This is a genomic window from uncultured Nostoc sp. (assembly GCF_937863485.1).
Lineage (GTDB): Bacteria > Cyanobacteriota > Cyanobacteriia > Cyanobacteriales > Nostocaceae > Nostoc.
In genome coordinates, this window is record NZ_CALMFY010000005.1 from 22,738 (window position 1) to 37,463 (window position 14,726).

The 14,726-nt window shown below is 43.5% G+C and carries 10 protein-coding genes; 3 read left to right on the forward strand and 7 right to left on the reverse strand.

What is annotated here, in order from left to right; translation table 11 throughout:
• Positions 1-234: 234 nt before the first annotated feature.
• The 5 genes from Q0541_RS00665 to Q0541_RS00685 form a co-directional block, all read right to left on the reverse strand.
• Complete coding sequence (locus Q0541_RS00665; RefSeq protein WP_298904196.1) at positions 235-1,452, reverse strand: HhoA/HhoB/HtrA family serine endopeptidase; 1,218 nt, start codon at positions 1,450-1,452, stop codon at positions 235-237.
• 330 nt (positions 1,453-1,782) lie between these two features.
• On the reverse strand, positions 1,783-3,105 hold the full coding sequence (locus tag Q0541_RS00670; RefSeq protein WP_298904198.1) for a D-alanyl-D-alanine carboxypeptidase: 1,323 nt from the start codon (positions 3,103-3,105) through the stop codon (positions 1,783-1,785).
• Between the two features lie 538 nt (positions 3,106-3,643).
• The gene (locus Q0541_RS00675; RefSeq protein WP_298904201.1) at positions 3,644-4,714 is read right to left on the reverse strand and encodes an LOG family protein; all 1,071 of its coding nucleotides are present in this window, start codon (positions 4,712-4,714) and stop codon (positions 3,644-3,646) included.
• A 471-nt stretch (positions 4,715-5,185) separates the two neighbouring features.
• Positions 5,186-7,324 (reverse strand): NACHT domain-containing protein, encoded by a 2,139-nt coding sequence (locus Q0541_RS00680; RefSeq protein WP_298904203.1) that lies wholly within the window; start codon positions 7,322-7,324, stop codon positions 5,186-5,188.
• 36 nt (positions 7,325-7,360) lie between these two features.
• Entirely contained in the window at positions 7,361-7,795 is a 435-nt protein-coding gene (locus Q0541_RS00685) for a hypothetical protein (RefSeq protein ID WP_298904205.1), read from the reverse strand.
• On the opposite strand from Q0541_RS00685, the gene Q0541_RS00690 reads away from it, so the two are divergent.
• Both Q0541_RS00690 and Q0541_RS00695 read left to right on the forward strand, forming a co-directional pair.
• The gene (locus tag Q0541_RS00690; protein WP_298904207.1) at positions 7,781-8,272 is read left to right on the forward strand and encodes an OsmC family protein; all 492 of its coding nucleotides are present in this window, start codon (positions 7,781-7,783) and stop codon (positions 8,270-8,272) included. The genes Q0541_RS00685 and Q0541_RS00690 overlap by 15 nt on opposite strands.
• A gap of 316 nt (positions 8,273-8,588) precedes the next feature.
• Positions 8,589-9,008 carry a GNAT family N-acetyltransferase gene (locus Q0541_RS00695; RefSeq protein WP_298904209.1) on the forward strand — a complete coding sequence of 140 codons (420 nt, stop codon included), beginning with the start codon at positions 8,589-8,591 and terminating at the stop codon, positions 9,006-9,008.
• Here Q0541_RS00695 and Q0541_RS00700 read toward each other — a convergent pair.
• Together Q0541_RS00700 and Q0541_RS00705 are read right to left on the reverse strand one after the other, a co-directional pair.
• Positions 9,000-9,302 carry a hypothetical protein gene (locus Q0541_RS00700; RefSeq protein WP_298904211.1) on the reverse strand — a complete coding sequence of 101 codons (303 nt, stop codon included), beginning with the start codon at positions 9,300-9,302 and terminating at the stop codon, positions 9,000-9,002. The genes Q0541_RS00695 and Q0541_RS00700 overlap by 9 nt on opposite strands.
• A gap of 27 nt (positions 9,303-9,329) precedes the next feature.
• Positions 9,330-11,096, reverse strand: coding sequence for a pentapeptide repeat-containing protein (locus tag Q0541_RS00705; RefSeq protein ID WP_298904213.1), 1,767 nt, complete (start codon positions 11,094-11,096; stop codon positions 9,330-9,332).
• A 532-nt stretch (positions 11,097-11,628) separates the two neighbouring features.
• Here Q0541_RS00705 and Q0541_RS00710 point away from each other — a divergent pair.
• Positions 11,629-14,649, forward strand: a complete 3,021-nt coding sequence (locus Q0541_RS00710) for a zinc-dependent metalloprotease (protein ID WP_298904215.1) — start codon at positions 11,629-11,631, stop codon at positions 14,647-14,649.
• The last annotated feature ends 77 nt before the right edge of the window (positions 14,650-14,726 follow it).

Below are 14,726 nucleotides of genomic sequence, written 5' to 3' on the forward strand. Positions count from 1 at the left end.
AATCAGGTAAAAGTAGGGGTGTACATCTGTATATTGATGTCAACTTAAACAAAAAGTCAGCATAATATGTAATCTAGGTACATCTGGTTTGATGTTCTTAGATTCCACGCTTACAGCTATTTTCAGGTAAATAGACCACGCTCTACGGGCACAGCAATGCTGTGCCCCTACGACAGATGTGGTTCAAATATATGAAAACTGCTGTAAGTTAACACCAATAACAGGTATGCCCCCCTACGAAGCATTTTGCAACTCAGCTGTGCGGACTGAAAGCTGCTGTGTCTGATTACCTCGTTGCACTTTCACCTGTAATATTTGACCAAGCCGACTGTCTTCCACAAAGTTCTGCAATTGTTCAGCACTGGTAATAGCTTTACCATCAACTTGAAGAATTACATCGCCGCGCCGGATACCCGCAGATGCGGCTGGAGAATTGGGGACAACTCGCATTACAAAAACACCATTAACTTCTGGTATCTGAATAGGAGAGTTGGGATCGGTGTTATTTTCCTTGGCAAGATCGGGTGTTAAAGTTAGCATTTGCACACCTAGATAGGGATGAGCAACTTTGCCATCACGTTGCAGTTGGGCTGCGATCGCTTTGGCTTTATCGATGGGAATCGCAAACCCAATACCCATCGCGTCAGGACGAATGGCTGTGTTAATGCCAATCACTTCACCTTGGCCATTCAATAGTGGCCCTCCAGAGTTACCAGGGTTAATCGCGGCGTCTGTCTGAATAAAGTCCAACCGTTTATCACTAATGCCGACTTGGGCACTGGAACGTTTCAGGGTACTGACAATTCCCAAGGTAACGGTGTTATCAAATCCCAAAGGATTACCAACTGCGATCGCCCAGTCTCCTACCTGTACATTATTAGAAGAACCCAAGGGTGCCACTGGTAAATCGTTACCAGCATTTATCTTGACTACTGCTAAATCTGTGACTTCATCAATGCCTTGAACTTTCCCTTCAAAGGTGCGGCCATCTTTGAGCCGGACTGTTACTTTATCAGCCTTATCGACCACATGAGCATTAGTCATAACTAACCCGCTCTTGTCAAGAATGAAACCTGAGCCTAAACCGCGCAACTGCTGCTCAGAAGGCATCTGTTGGGAGAAACCGTCACCAAAAAACCGACGGAAAAAGGGGTCTTCAAAAGATGGATCAACGCGACGAGTAATTGTGCGCTCAGTATCAATCCGAACAACTGCTGTGCCCACACGATTCACTGCTGCTGTGACAAAGCTAGTGCTACTGATCGCAGCAGTGGTTGGTGATTGCCGTTGGGCAATCACTTTTGAAGTATCTCCAGCAGTCATAGGGGGTGCTGGTTCGGCTTGGGAGGGCAACACTTGCAGGGTGCTAACAGTTAGCACAACTCCTAGCGCGATCGCTAACACATGAGAACTGAGTTGACGTAAAGACCGGAATAATTTGGGAATTCGCATAATCACAACCTAATTTATTAAGCCTAATTGTTGCTTAGTCGTGACAAATCTATTTACAGTTATTTTTACTTCAGGTTTCGCCTGCTTTTCCCAATACTGGGGTTAAGGCATTTTGCGAACTACCTTTAATCAACTTAATGGAAAATTTAACCCAAAAGCTATTATGGACATTTACACTTTACAAGTTCGGTTTTTACCCATGAATAAAACTTTTGGATTCCTAATAAGATTAGACTTTTCAAGGTAGTCACACTGATGAAAAACGGACAGGGGATAGCCATGCTCACTTTTGGTTCAAAACTTTGTCAGATGATGACTCTGGACGATAAACTAACTTTTGGATAATATTTCATTTCGACTGGTTGCACCTAGCTGGGGTAAAGAGTTGATAACTGAGTGGGGAGTGAGGGCAGCAGGAACGGCCAAAGGTAGTTGTAATTGTTTTACAACACTTTGCAAGAGTTGGTCTTGTCCAGTCCGGAAACCCCCGACATTTGTCCCCCGGTTGATAATCGCAAACCAAACCAAACCGCGATCGCGTGTGGGCATCACTCCTGCTAAAGCGCTAACATCGCGGAGAGTGCCAGTTTTGATCACAGTAGCAAGGGGAATGTGTCTGGTGTGTAGTGTACCTCGGTGATCAAACCCAGACATGGGGAACAAGTCAGCCAGATTCAGCTGATGGGCAGATGCCTCAACTTGAATAGCCATCAGCATGGCACAGACAGCCCTGGGGGAAATGCGATTTTGCGGGCCCAGTCCTGAACCATTGATTAACTGAATTTCCACTTGTGGCACCCTAGCAAGGCTAGCAGCAGTGGATTGGACTACAGTTGCTCCTCCCAGTGAGTCTGCCAGCATCTGTGCCATATCGTTGTTACTATAAACGTTCATCTCCTTAAGCAGTTGCTTCAAGGGCAATGAGCGATGACGCATTAACAAAGTTTGTTGAGGGTTTGGTTGCGCCTCAACTTTCACCCCACCTGCAATCACAACTTGAGGCTTGGGCGTTCCCTTGGGCATAATTGAGTACCTGAAAATAGCGGGGCGGCCCCAAGTCGCACGATTTAGTATTTGCTTGAGCATGAGACCTGCTAGCATCGGCTGACGTTGGAAATTCATGGCAAAATTGCCAGTAATGATCAAATTTCCCTTTACCTGCTTGATGCCCATTTTATTGAGAGTATTACCAAGTGCGATCGCTTCTTCCCAAACAAACATCGGATCGCCACGGCCTGTAATCACCAAATCGCCCTGCACAACCCCATTTACCACTGGGCCAGTCACACTCACCAAAGTATCAAATTGGTAATCTGGCCCCCAAGTTTTCAAAGCAACTAGTGAAGTGGCAATTTTGGTTAAAGAGGCAGCCGGCAGAGGTGTTGTACCTTGGTGATTTGCCATCAGCATCGGCCCCGACTGCATCCAAATTCCCTGACTCTCAGCCAGATTTGGCGCCACCACTTTTGATGTTATGAGCTTTTTCAGATATTCCTGCACCGTCGTAGCCCCAGATGGATTGGGATCAGGGGCAAGAACCAAGCCAGGGCTACTTTGCCAAGTCAATGCATCTAAGGCATCTAGAGGCTTGATTTGTACCCCGGCCATTTCCAGCCAGAGCGACACCAAACCTGAACCCAATAATTCCAGCATCTTTTATTCCTCTATTAGGATTTGATATATTGTTTCCTGTGCTAATATACAAGCTTTTTTACCAGAATCAGTCTTGAGTCATAATAACTGGTGTTTTTCTCATCTGTTAAGTGGGGTGAATCATATTGTTTTCCTGGCTGCTTTGACAATGCCAAAATGCCCATTGCTGATGAAGATAGCCGCATGAGTAATTGAACTACACCACTTTCTCCTCCCTATTCCCCATTTCCCGGCTCAGTCGTAGTGTAAATAGCTGAGAAATGCTCTATACAGACATTTTTGATATGTGGAGAGACTACTACCGCAAGGCGGAAGTCAAAAGTCAAAAGTCAAAAGTCAAAAGAAATACAGCGTAAACGTTTCGTTGATTTGAAATGGGTTGTTTATTTCCGCCGCGCTGTACTACGCCGTTAGCCTGATTCAGGAACTGGCGATGTCTACGACGGGCTATTGGGCGTCGCAATTCTATAATCTTGAAACAATAAAAAGGGAAGGGATTCAAAAAAATTATTTCCTTTACCCTTCCCTTTATTAATACCTACTTTCTTTCTGGATGTGCTGCATCCTCTGGTGAAGGAGTACCCATCTGGTTAATTGTGGCAATCATCTGATACAAGCGCCCCAAGTCGCGTTGATTGAAGTACAAAATGAGCCGGGGTAGTCCAACAGTTTCATCTTGTGCTTCTTGAGGTAATGCTTGACTTTTTTCAATCCGTCCTTGAACAATAATCTGGCTAAAATTAGCATTGAGTTGCTCTACCTGAGTGTCTGATATATCTGTCTTGAGGCGGATGACTAATTTATTGCCAACATATCGACAGGAGTGATAAACCTGGTAAAAACGAGTAATCACATCACAAGCCACATCTAAGTCGTCTGTCACCGTGTAAAGGCTGGGGTCTTCAGGACTGACAAGACCATTTTGTACTAGTTGCTTATCAATATATTCGCTCCAAGACCACCAGTAATCGCCACCAGGGCGATCAATTAAAACTAGAGGTACTGGGCCAAATTTACCATTTTGGGTTAATGTCATGCATTCAAAAGCTTCATCTTGAGTGCCAAAGCCTCCAGGAAACAAGGCTATAGCATCACTTTCTTTGAGGAGAAACAGCTTGCGGGTAAAGAAATATTTGAAGTTAATTAGCTTAGGATCGCCTTCTATAAACGGGTTCGCTAGCTGTTCAAAAGGTAACTGAATGTTTAACCCAAAAGAATTTTCTCGCCCAGCACCTTCGTGACCCGCCTGCATAATCCCACCGCCACCGCCTGTCATCACCATAAATCCTAATTGAGAAACAGCACGAGCAAACTTAAGGGCCATTTGGTACTCTGGCGTATCTTGCGCTAGACGAGCAGAACCGAAGACGGTGATTTTGCGAACGTGTCGATAATTATAAAAAAGCTGGAAACCACGCTCCATATCTGTTAAAGCGGCGGACAATATTTTCCAATCGAGACGCTCAATTTCGGTATCAGCTAGACGAACAATAGTAGCAAGTGCTTGCTGAATAAGTTGCCGATTTTTTAATGTCGGTAAACGAGCGATCAATTCAGCGATATCCGCCTGTAAAGACTCTGATGTGTCAAACGACGCAGATGAGGTCATGAGAACTGCTGCAACAATGGCATTATATTTTACGTGAACTACTCACACTCTCGCAAGCGGGAATAAGCCCTCTGATGTACAGTTAACACACTCACAACTGGCTTTGAGGTAGTATTGCTCATTACTCAAGCCCAGATGCCCATCTTTTGAGATTGGAAGTAGGAAGTTGGTGTTCGGAACTCGGAAGTTGGTGTTCAGAACTCAGAAGTTGGTGTTCGGAACTCGGAAGATGATGTTCACCGTGAGTTCGACGAACCTCTCCCTGTCTTGAACTTTAGTTCAAGTCTGTCCCTCTCCGACTCGGAGAGGGACGGTTTTGCGTAGTAAAACCAGGGAGAGGTTTTTTCTTTCATTGAGTTAATTAGGCGGACACTATATGAGCCGTCGAATTCACGTTCAATTACAGTTATATAGTGATTCTCCCCTGCTCCTTTGCTCCCACCTCTTCTCAACTCAGCCCTAACTGTTGCTTTAAGGCTTCTGGCACATTCCTCGTTTAAATAACTGCTCCCAAGGGAAATCTTGATTTTCAGTCAGCAACCCCATCAAGTATTCCACAATTTCTGGTGTGAGTTTACCAAAACCCAGCAAATCATAAATTTCCCAATTCATTTGGGCTTCGGCAGTAACTAGTTGTCTTCCGTCTTCTGCTTCGTAGTATTGTGTCCAAGCTTTCAGGCGTGCTTTCAGGCGTTCAGCAAAGAGAAATTCGCCAAAACTCTTATGAAAAAACTCAACTCCACCCTCTTGTTTATCAGCAGGACGAATGTAAAAAGCAGCTAAAGCTGTTTTGAGAGCTTCGTTACCTAATTTTTCTTTAGCTTTTTCAATAAAGATTTTTGCTGTTTCATCATCTTGTAAACGTGCCTCTAACATTGACATTGAAGCAAATTCTCCTCCCGACTGCACAACACAAACAGCCGCTTCTGTGAGAATACGTTTTAAATCTTCGGGTTTTTGTTGGGTTAACTCAATATTTAAATTAGTCCCATCTGTTTGAGAACGCTGTTTTGTCAGTACCCAGTTTAAAGCCTCCTGGTAAATTACAATTTTGGCTGTGCTATGGCTTGCTTGCTCTAATTTATAAATTGCCAATTTCCCATCTCGATACATTGCCGCTAACAAATAAAGTAAGAGCGGCTCTTGGGCTAATTTTTTCACCTCAGATGGACATTTATCACTTTGTAAAAACTGCCCAAAGGCTGCGGTTTTTCCTTTATTAGCTGGTAATTCTTCCCACTTATCTAACCATTTTTGTTGGAGTTGTCCCTCCATTTCGACAATTTCCATCCGCTCTAAATTGCGGGGCAAGTAAGGGATACCTTGTAAAGACATCGACCTACCAGTAATTAACACCCGATGTCCCATTTCACGGTAATTTTTGCATTCATCCTGAAATCCAGAGACTTGTTTGATAAATGCTTCTAGATTGACGTCGGTTCTAGCCTCAATATGCAATTCATCAAACCCATCAAGGATAAACAAGAAACGGGTGTTTTTATTCGTCAACCAGTTTTTATCGTTTTGAATAAAGCTAATTTTCAGTTCTGCTTCTAAAGTATTTTCTAAACGTGATTCAAAAGAGTCAAGATCCCGTAATCGAATCAAAATTGGTGTCCAAATGGGATGCAAATGCTGCCGCACCCAATCAGAAAACATGCGACAGAAGACACTTTTACCCCTTCCTGGGCCTCCTTGAACAAACATCACTTGTTCTAGATTATTTGGATTGAGGAGAATTTCCTTAGCCCATGTTTCTAAATCTAAGGAGTCTGGTTTTTTATCTATCTTCCCATTGTTATCTACAGGTTTGGCTTTTAAAGGTACGTAAATATCTTTAAATGAGAAACTTTCGTCAAAAACTAAGTCTAAAGGCTTGCTAGCAATATGAGTTTTTAGGTATTCATCAATGCTAGAGAACTTTTGCTGTTCTTTCTGCCACTCTCCAAAGGAAGGTTGAATTATATTTTTGATGGCATCGCCTGACTCTATCCAGGCTTTAATGATATAGCGGTGAGTATTCCAAGCTACTCGTTGCGTCAAAATATGAGCATCAGCATTGGGGATGTTTGTTGCTGCTAACCGCGCCAAGAATACTTGATTAAATGCTTTCGCTAATTCTGATTCGTGGAAACAGGCTACAGCATTGCTGGCACTTTGATAATCTAATTCAATATCATTGAGTTTTTCTAGTTGTTTGGTTAGTGCTTTATTAATATTGGGGTCAGCATCCCAGTTAATAGATGGGTATAAGGATAAAATTTCTTTGACACTTTCCAAATAAGCAGCTTGAGTAACTATAAATACATAGTCTTCTAGAGAAGGATCTTGCTTAGTTATGTCGCGGGAAAACTTCAGCAAGGCTATTCCAAGTGGCACGAATGGCAAACCCGCACCCACTACCTGCGCTAAGGGTGAACACAACACATCTAGCAGTGAAGATGAATTTTGTAACAGAGGTTTCAAGAGTTCTACCTTGTCACTTTGTTCTTGAAAGGTTTTTGCGGCTTCTAAAACTGCTTTACCAGTCTCAACTGTGGTGTTCAGACTCTCTCCTACTGAAAAGGATTGCCGAAACTTCTGCCAGGTTTGCGATAAACGCTTGTTCATTCGCTGGGACTCGTCTAATTACTGGTTATTTAGAGTTTAGTGTAAAATTTGGGGTTGATGGGTGTAGGAAGAATGACGAACCGCAGAGGCGCAGAGGACACGGAGGAAGAGAAGAGGCGATCGCATCGAGTTAGTAATTAGACGTTTGCTGTTTCTGAGTTGATCATTCAAGCTAATATGCTCGTCTTTTGAGATTGAAACTCGGAAGATGGTGTTGGGAACTCCGAAGGTGGTGTTGGGAACTCGGAAGATGGTGTTGGGAACTCGGAAGGTGGTGTTGGGAACTCGGAAGTTGGTGTTGGGAACTCGGAAGTTGGTGTTGGGAACTCGGAAGGTGGTGTTCGGAACTTGAAAGATGGTGTTCAGAACTCGGAAGTTGATGTTCGGAACTTGAAAGTTTGATTTGTAGTTGCTGTATGTACGATGGAAACTGTCACCCACCAAAGGAGAAAAATCTTGGCCACAGAACACAAAACACACCTTTACCAAGTTGAAGTAACGTGGACTGGAAATACTGGACAGGGAACTGTTGGTTATAAAGCTTATGAGCGATCGCATGAGATTTCAGTTGTAGGTAAACCCCTAATTTTCGGTTCCTCTGATTCTGCTTTTCGTGGAGACAGAACTAAATACAATCCAGAAGAATTGCTAGTTGCATCGCTGTCTACTTGTCATATGCTTTGGTATTTACATTTGTGTGCTGAGGTGCAGCTTGTTGTCACTAGCTATGTTGATCACCCAGTTGGCAAAATGATTGAGACTGACGATAGAGGCGGAAAATTCGCTGAAGTGATTCTTAAGCCAGTTGTAACAGTGAAAGACTGTAAAGATCCAGCGATCGCCAAACAGTTACATGAAAAAGCGCATCACCTGTGTTTTATTGCCAATTCAATGAATTTCCCTGTACGTTGTGAACCATCATTTGAGGCTGGCACACAACTTAACTGAATTATTAAACAAAAAGCTAGTAGAACACGGCGTAAATAAGCAGACCATTGAAAAGCTCTTTAGAGCTTATTCCATAATACTTTTGACTTTTGACTTTTGACTTTTGACTTCCGCCTTGCGGTACTAGGGCTTGAAAATGACCGAGACAATTTTAGATTTTAGATAATAGAATTTGGATTAAATTAAAATCTAGAATCTAAAAAAAGGTTCCACAAGCGACAAGAGTCGTGGAGAAATGAAAAAATTTCATCATCCAGAGCAAGTGCATTAATGCATGGGGTCAATCCAAAATCCAAAATCCAAAATCCAAAATCGAATGACGATTATCCGTGTGGCACAAGCAAGAGATGCTGAAGCGTTACTGGTTCTAGCCAAAACCTTGGCGACATCGTTTGTCGTTGACCCGAAGGCTTTTCGTGTCGCATTTTCAGAACTCTTGTCTTCGCCGTCAGGTTACCTCGCTGTAGCTGAGGTAGACGAAGATATTGTGGGTTATATTCTTGGCTTTGACCATTACACGTTCTATGCAAACGGGCGGGTGGCTTGGGTAGAGGAAATTATGGTTGACGCGGACTACCGAAAAATGGGGATTGGCAGATCACTGATGCAAAGCTTTGAAAGTTGGGCTACTGATCGAGATGCCAAGCTTGTGGCATTGGCTACACGTCGGGCAGGGAACTTCTACAAGGCATTGGGCTATGAAGAGTCTGCAACCTACTGGCGAAAGCTACTTTGAACGCACGCGCAGCGGTTTGCCGCAGGCTACTGCGGAGGCGCAAAGGATATAGAGGAAGAGAAAAGGCGATCGCATCGTGTTAATAATTAGACATTTGCTATTTCTGAGTTGATCATTCAAGCTGAGATATCCATAGATGGTGTTCGGAACTCGGAAGTTGGTGTTCGGAACTCGGTAGTTGTAGTTAATAACTCTTATTTTGGTGTTCCGAAGTCGTAATGTGGTGTTCAGAACTCGAAAGTTGGTGTTGGGAACTCGAAAGGTGGTGTTCAGAACTCGGAAGGTGGTGTTCAAAGCTTGGGTTTTACCTTTCCTCTCATCTCAATTCAATCCCAGTTCTTCTTTCAACGCCTCCGGCACATTAACTGCTGTCTCTAATCCCCGCACATCTTCCCACTGCTGCTTTTTACCCCAGGTCATTTTTTCCATATTGGCGTCGCTGAGGTCAGCACCGCCGAGAATGGCATAACTGAGGTTACTGTGGCTGAGATCCGCGCCGTTGAGGATAGCACCACTGAGGTTACTGCCACTGAGGTTAGCACTGTTAAGGTTGGCATAGCTGAAGTCTGTGCCGAAAAGGATAGCGTCGGTGAGGTCGGCACCACTGAGGTCAGCGTCGCTGAGAATCACCCCACTGAGGTCGGCGTCGTTGAGAGTTACCCGACTCAGGTCTACACCGCTGAGGTCTGCGCCTAAGAACATTGCACCGTTGAGTCTGGCGTTGTTAAGCTTGGCACCGTTAAGTTTAGCGTAGCTAAGGTCTGCGGCAACAAGGATGGCGTCGCTGAGGTTGGTACTGAAAAGAATTGTGTCACTGAGGTTAGTGCCGTTGAGGATGGCGTGACTCAAATCAGCACCACTGAGGTCGGCGCGACAGAGGTCGGCATGGTTAAGGTTGGTGCTGCTAAGGTTGGCTTCACTTAGATTCGCACCGAAAAGGATGGCGTTGCTGAGGTCAGCATGGCTAAGGTTGGTGCTGCTGAGGTTTGTGTGTCTTAGGTTGGCGCGGTTGAGGTTTGCGTGTCTTAGGTTGGCTCGTCTGAGGTTGGCGCGGGTGAGGTCGGCTCGGCTAAGGTTGGCTGAGCTAAGGTTAGCACCGCTGAGGTTGGTGCTGCTGAGGTCGGTACCACTGAGGTTAGCACCAGTGAGGTTGGCACTGCTGAGATTGGCATCACCGAGGTTAGCACCGCTAAGGTTGGCACCGCTGAAGTTTACCCCAGTTAAGTTGGCATCGCCCAGGTAAGCATGGCTGAGGTCAGCACCCCTAAAGTCTGCCCCAGTGAGGTTGGCATCGCCCAGGTAAGCACTGCGAAAGTTGCCGCCTTTGAGGAATTGCCCAACTATACTGCTAAAATTACCAATTTCCAGGGCATCGCTATAGTTGATGATCCGCAGCAGTTGGGATGTGAAAAAATTGTCTGTGTCTGGTTGAGCAGATGGATAGAAGGTGATTTTTTGTTTGAGTTCATCTCGCTCTTGGGCGTAGCGATGTAACTCTAACAGTAAAATCAGTACGTTCAGCCCTGTATATATATCTACCTGTCTTAGCCCGATCGCAATATTTTGTGCCGCCAACTTTAATCTTGTTTTCTGAGGCAGGTTATCATCTAGTGTCCCATCGATAAATTCTCCCTGACACCAGCGACGATAAAAATCTTCTAGCCGCCAGAAAAGTAGTTCTAGGCGAATTTTTTTACCTGTCACCAGTAATTCCATGAGTTCGTTGACTATTTCTGGTTTCAGCGCTCCATTGCCCAGTAAATCATAAATCTCTTCATGCATCTGGCGATCGCCTACTCTCAAACATAACTCTGATGGTAGCGGGCCCGATGTCTGATCACCTATCTTAGAAGTCAAACTACTCTTTGATATTGTCCATTTTTTTAAGCTTTCTTGCAGTCTTTGAAAGCATAAATCTGACTGCAAATTATCTTGAGCAAATTTAACGCTTTTGTCTGCTTTAATGCTTTTTCCTAGAGGTAAAACTGCTTCGGTTTCCACAGATGTGGTCTTTGGCATCTCTTCTAAACTTATATCCCTCACATAATTTCTCAGCAGTTGCCAGACTTGAGATAAATATGTTGACATTTCTGTGTCCGTTGTTACATTTAAATTACTGTTTTGATAATCCTGAACTAAAAATTTTTCTGTGATAGTTTGCTTTTCATTGTCAAAAATTAATAGTATCAATAAATACTACACTAAAAATCTCATGCGTTGGCGATATCTACGATGGGCTACACTGACAGCGTTCCTGGAGGGCGGCTGATCGCTAACCCGAAGTAACCTCAAGCTTCTTCTCCTGATGCAAATAAAGGATCATCGGAAAAATTCTTTCAAAAATCAAGTAATTTCCCAAATTTGGTTAATTTGTTAGATTTATTTTCCCAATATTTACTAGTCTGATGTAAAAATAATACTTCCTGTTTGTGAGAGATGCAATTGTTAGGAAAAATCCTCCAGTATAACAGTGTAACAAAGCTGAAAAATTGCAACTAAAATTGAAGTCTAAAGTTTACTGCTTGATATAAAGCAACTGAGAGAATCGGTAAAAAGCTGGCTACATAGCTTTGGAAAAGTTAAAAATTAACTACAGTATAGTTATCGGGGGATTGATGCAATGAACAGATTAACCTTTTATATGATTTTGTTACATGGTTTGTTTTTAGGAATAGTAACGGCTAGCGCCAAGTCACCATCTGTGAATGTTGATACAGAATTGTCAGCCAACCATAAGACTGTGCGGGTTTTAGAAGCCGTCGTTACAGGCAGAAGTGGAGAGAAATCTAATAGTCAGTTAACCACAGAAACTTCTTCAACTAAAATCTCAACCTTATCACCAAAGAATATCAAGATTTCCCATAAACAGAGGCTACCGTCAGGGCAAGTTTGGGTAGTTAATCAAAATAAACACGTACAGCCTCAACCGTTTATTTGGGTAGTAAAAGACCTTAAAAAAGCAGCACAGCAACCATTTTTGCAAGTTGCAAAACCCCCAGACAAACCGAATTCAAAGCCGAATCCTAGTGCCAAACCACCAGCAAAGGATGATTTAGAGGCGTTTGCTGAAGTAATCAAAGGCACCCAAAAGTCTGGGGGACTGTTTACCCTTTATCGGAATAAAGAAAAGAATAAAATTTATCTAGAAATTAAGCCAGAGCAACTTAATAAAAATTACCTAGCTACAGCAACCCTGGAATCAGGGATTGGCGAACGGGGTATTTACAGCGGTATGCCTTTGCAAGATTTTTTGTTTTATTTCCAACGGGTGGATGATAAATTAAACTTTGTCATCCGCAATGTCAATTTTCGCACTCGTGAAGGAGATCCTCAAGTGCGATCGCTGGTGCGATCGTTTAGTGACTCTGTTCTTTACACCGTTTCCATTAAAAGCATTCATCCACAACGCAAAACTCTTCTCATCGACTTGGGCGATTTATTACTGACAGATTTAGGTGGATTATCTGCAAGTTTAGGAGTCCCAGCAACCACAGACCAGTCCTATTTTGGTACTGCTAAAGCTTTTCCCCAAAACTTAGAAATTGAGTCAGTTTTGAATTTTTCTGGTGGCGCTGGCCACGAGAGTGAAGTACCAAGCTTTGCGTCACTACCTGACAACCGTGGCTTTACCCTGCGCGTCCACTATAGTCTCTCCCTACTACCTGATAAAGATTATCGACCGCGCCTTGCTGATGATCGCATCGGCTATTTTATCACCGCCTACCAAGATTTATCCAAAGACGATCGCGGTGATTCTTTTGTGCGCTACATCAATCGCTGGGACTTAGAAAAACAAGACCCAAAAGCAGTAATTTCTCGCCCCAAAAAACCGATTGTCTTCTGGATTGATAATGCTGTGCCTTTAGAGTACCGCGATGCGATGAAAGAAGGCGTCCTGATGTGGAACAAAGCCTTTCTCAAAGTGGGATTCAAAGATGCAATTGAAGTCCGCCAAATGCCCGATGATGCCACATGGGACCCAGCAGATATTCGTTACAACACGATTCGCTGGATTAACACAGTCGATGGTTATTTTGCAATGGGGCCATCCCGCGTTAACCCATTGACTGGGGAAATTTTGGATGCAGACATTCTCGTAGATGCCAGCTTTGTGCGGGTACTCAAGAATGAGTATCGCAAAATCGTCCAACCTAGCCAAACACAAAATCAGACTACTCTATCAGCTTTGATGCAAAATCGTTTACTTTGCGCCAATGGTTTAGATGCTAAAAACAATGGCGTCCCTCAGCAGATGCAAGGGCAACAGGGGTTATTGAGTAGTTTATCGAAAATGGCAGGCGAATACGATTTATGCTACGGGATGGAAGCTGCTAACCAGTTTGCCTTTGGCTCACTGGCGATGTCACTACTGCCAGATACCATGGCCACTCCAGACCAGGTGAAAGAATATATCAATCAATATTTACGTTTAATCATCGCTCACGAAGTTGGACATACTCTTGGTTTACGCCATAACTTCCGTGGTAGTACCCTGCTAGCACCACAGGAGATGAATAATACGGAAATTACCAAAACTAAAGGTCTGACAAGTTCTGTAATGGACTACATTCCCCCAAATATTGCTCCTCAAGGTACAAAACAGGGAGATTATTTTCCCAGTATGGTGGGGCCTTATGATGAATGGGCGATTAAGTACGGCTACATACCAATTCAAACATCAACTCCCATAGCCCAAAAGCCAATTTTGGAGCAAATTGCTGCACAATCCTACAAGCCAGAGTTGAGTTATTCCACAGATGAAGATGTGTATGACCTTGACCCAACTGCCGATGCTTGGGATAACAGCAGCAATGTACTGCTTTATTCTCAGTGGCAGTTGAATAATTCGCGGGTGATGTGGCAACGTCTCGATCAGCGTTACCCAATGGATGGTGATAGTTATAGCGATGTGAGCGAACGTTTTAGCACAGTATTGGGTAACTATTTTCAGCAAATATTTTATACGACAAAATATATCGGGGGACAGTCTTTCTATCGCATTCACCCTAGCGAAATCCCCTCGGGAGTTAGCCAACACCGATTACCATTTGAACCAATACCAGTTGAAGAACAACGGCAGGCTTTAGAAACGCTACAAAAGTACGTGTTTGCAGAAGATGCCCTGAGTTTTTCACCAGAACTACTGAATAAATTAGCACCTTCCCGTTGGCGACATTGGGGTGCTTCTCCCCAAGTTGGTCGTTTAGATTTTCCAATTCATGACTTGGTGCAACTCATTCAGGGTTCTGTGTTGCGAGATTTACTCTCAGGCGATCGCCTCTCTCGCCTCAAGGATATTGAACTCAAAACGAAGCCAGAAAATGCACTAACTCTGCCAGAACTATTTGAAACTTTGCAGTCAGGTATCTGGACAGAAGTAATCAAACCAAAAGATAAACCAATGAAGATTTCTAGTTTGCGGCGAGGCTTGCAGCGGCAATATCTGGATATTTTGACTGGTATGGTGTTGCGAAAAGAATCTGTTCCAGAAGATGCTCGGACTCTGGCTTGGTATAAACTCAAACAGCTTGATGAGAAACTCAAGGGGGTTAATTCAGATGATGAATACACCAAAGCGCACTTACTAGAAACACGCGATCGCATTGAGAAAGTCTTGAATGCGCCGTTGCAAGGAAATTAAAAAAGTTAGGAGTTAGGAGTTAATAGTAAAACTCCTAACTCCTCTTCTTCTTTGATGATTTTGGCAAAATTTATAAT

Excerpts from the sequence above, each read along its gene's own strand:
- Q0541_RS00665 (WP_298904196.1), bottom strand. The coding sequence starts at position 1,452 with ATGCGAATTCCCAAATTATTCCGGTCTTTACGTCAACTCAGTTCTCAT.
- Q0541_RS00670 (WP_298904198.1), bottom strand. The coding sequence starts at position 3,105 with ATGCTGGAATTATTGGGTTCAGGTTTGGTGTCGCTCTGGCTGGAAATG.
- Q0541_RS00675 (WP_298904201.1), bottom strand. The coding sequence starts at position 4,714 with ATGACCTCATCTGCGTCGTTTGACACATCAGAGTCTTTACAGGCGGAT.
- Q0541_RS00680 (WP_298904203.1), bottom strand. The coding sequence starts at position 7,324 with ATGAACAAGCGTTTATCGCAAACCTGGCAGAAGTTTCGGCAATCCTTT.
- Q0541_RS00695 (WP_298904209.1), top strand. The coding sequence starts at position 8,589 with ATGACGATTATCCGTGTGGCACAAGCAAGAGATGCTGAAGCGTTACTG.
- Q0541_RS00705 (WP_298904213.1), bottom strand. The coding sequence starts at position 11,096 with ATGTCAACATATTTATCTCAAGTCTGGCAACTGCTGAGAAATTATGTG.
- Q0541_RS00710 (WP_298904215.1), top strand. The coding sequence starts at position 11,629 with ATGAACAGATTAACCTTTTATATGATTTTGTTACATGGTTTGTTTTTA.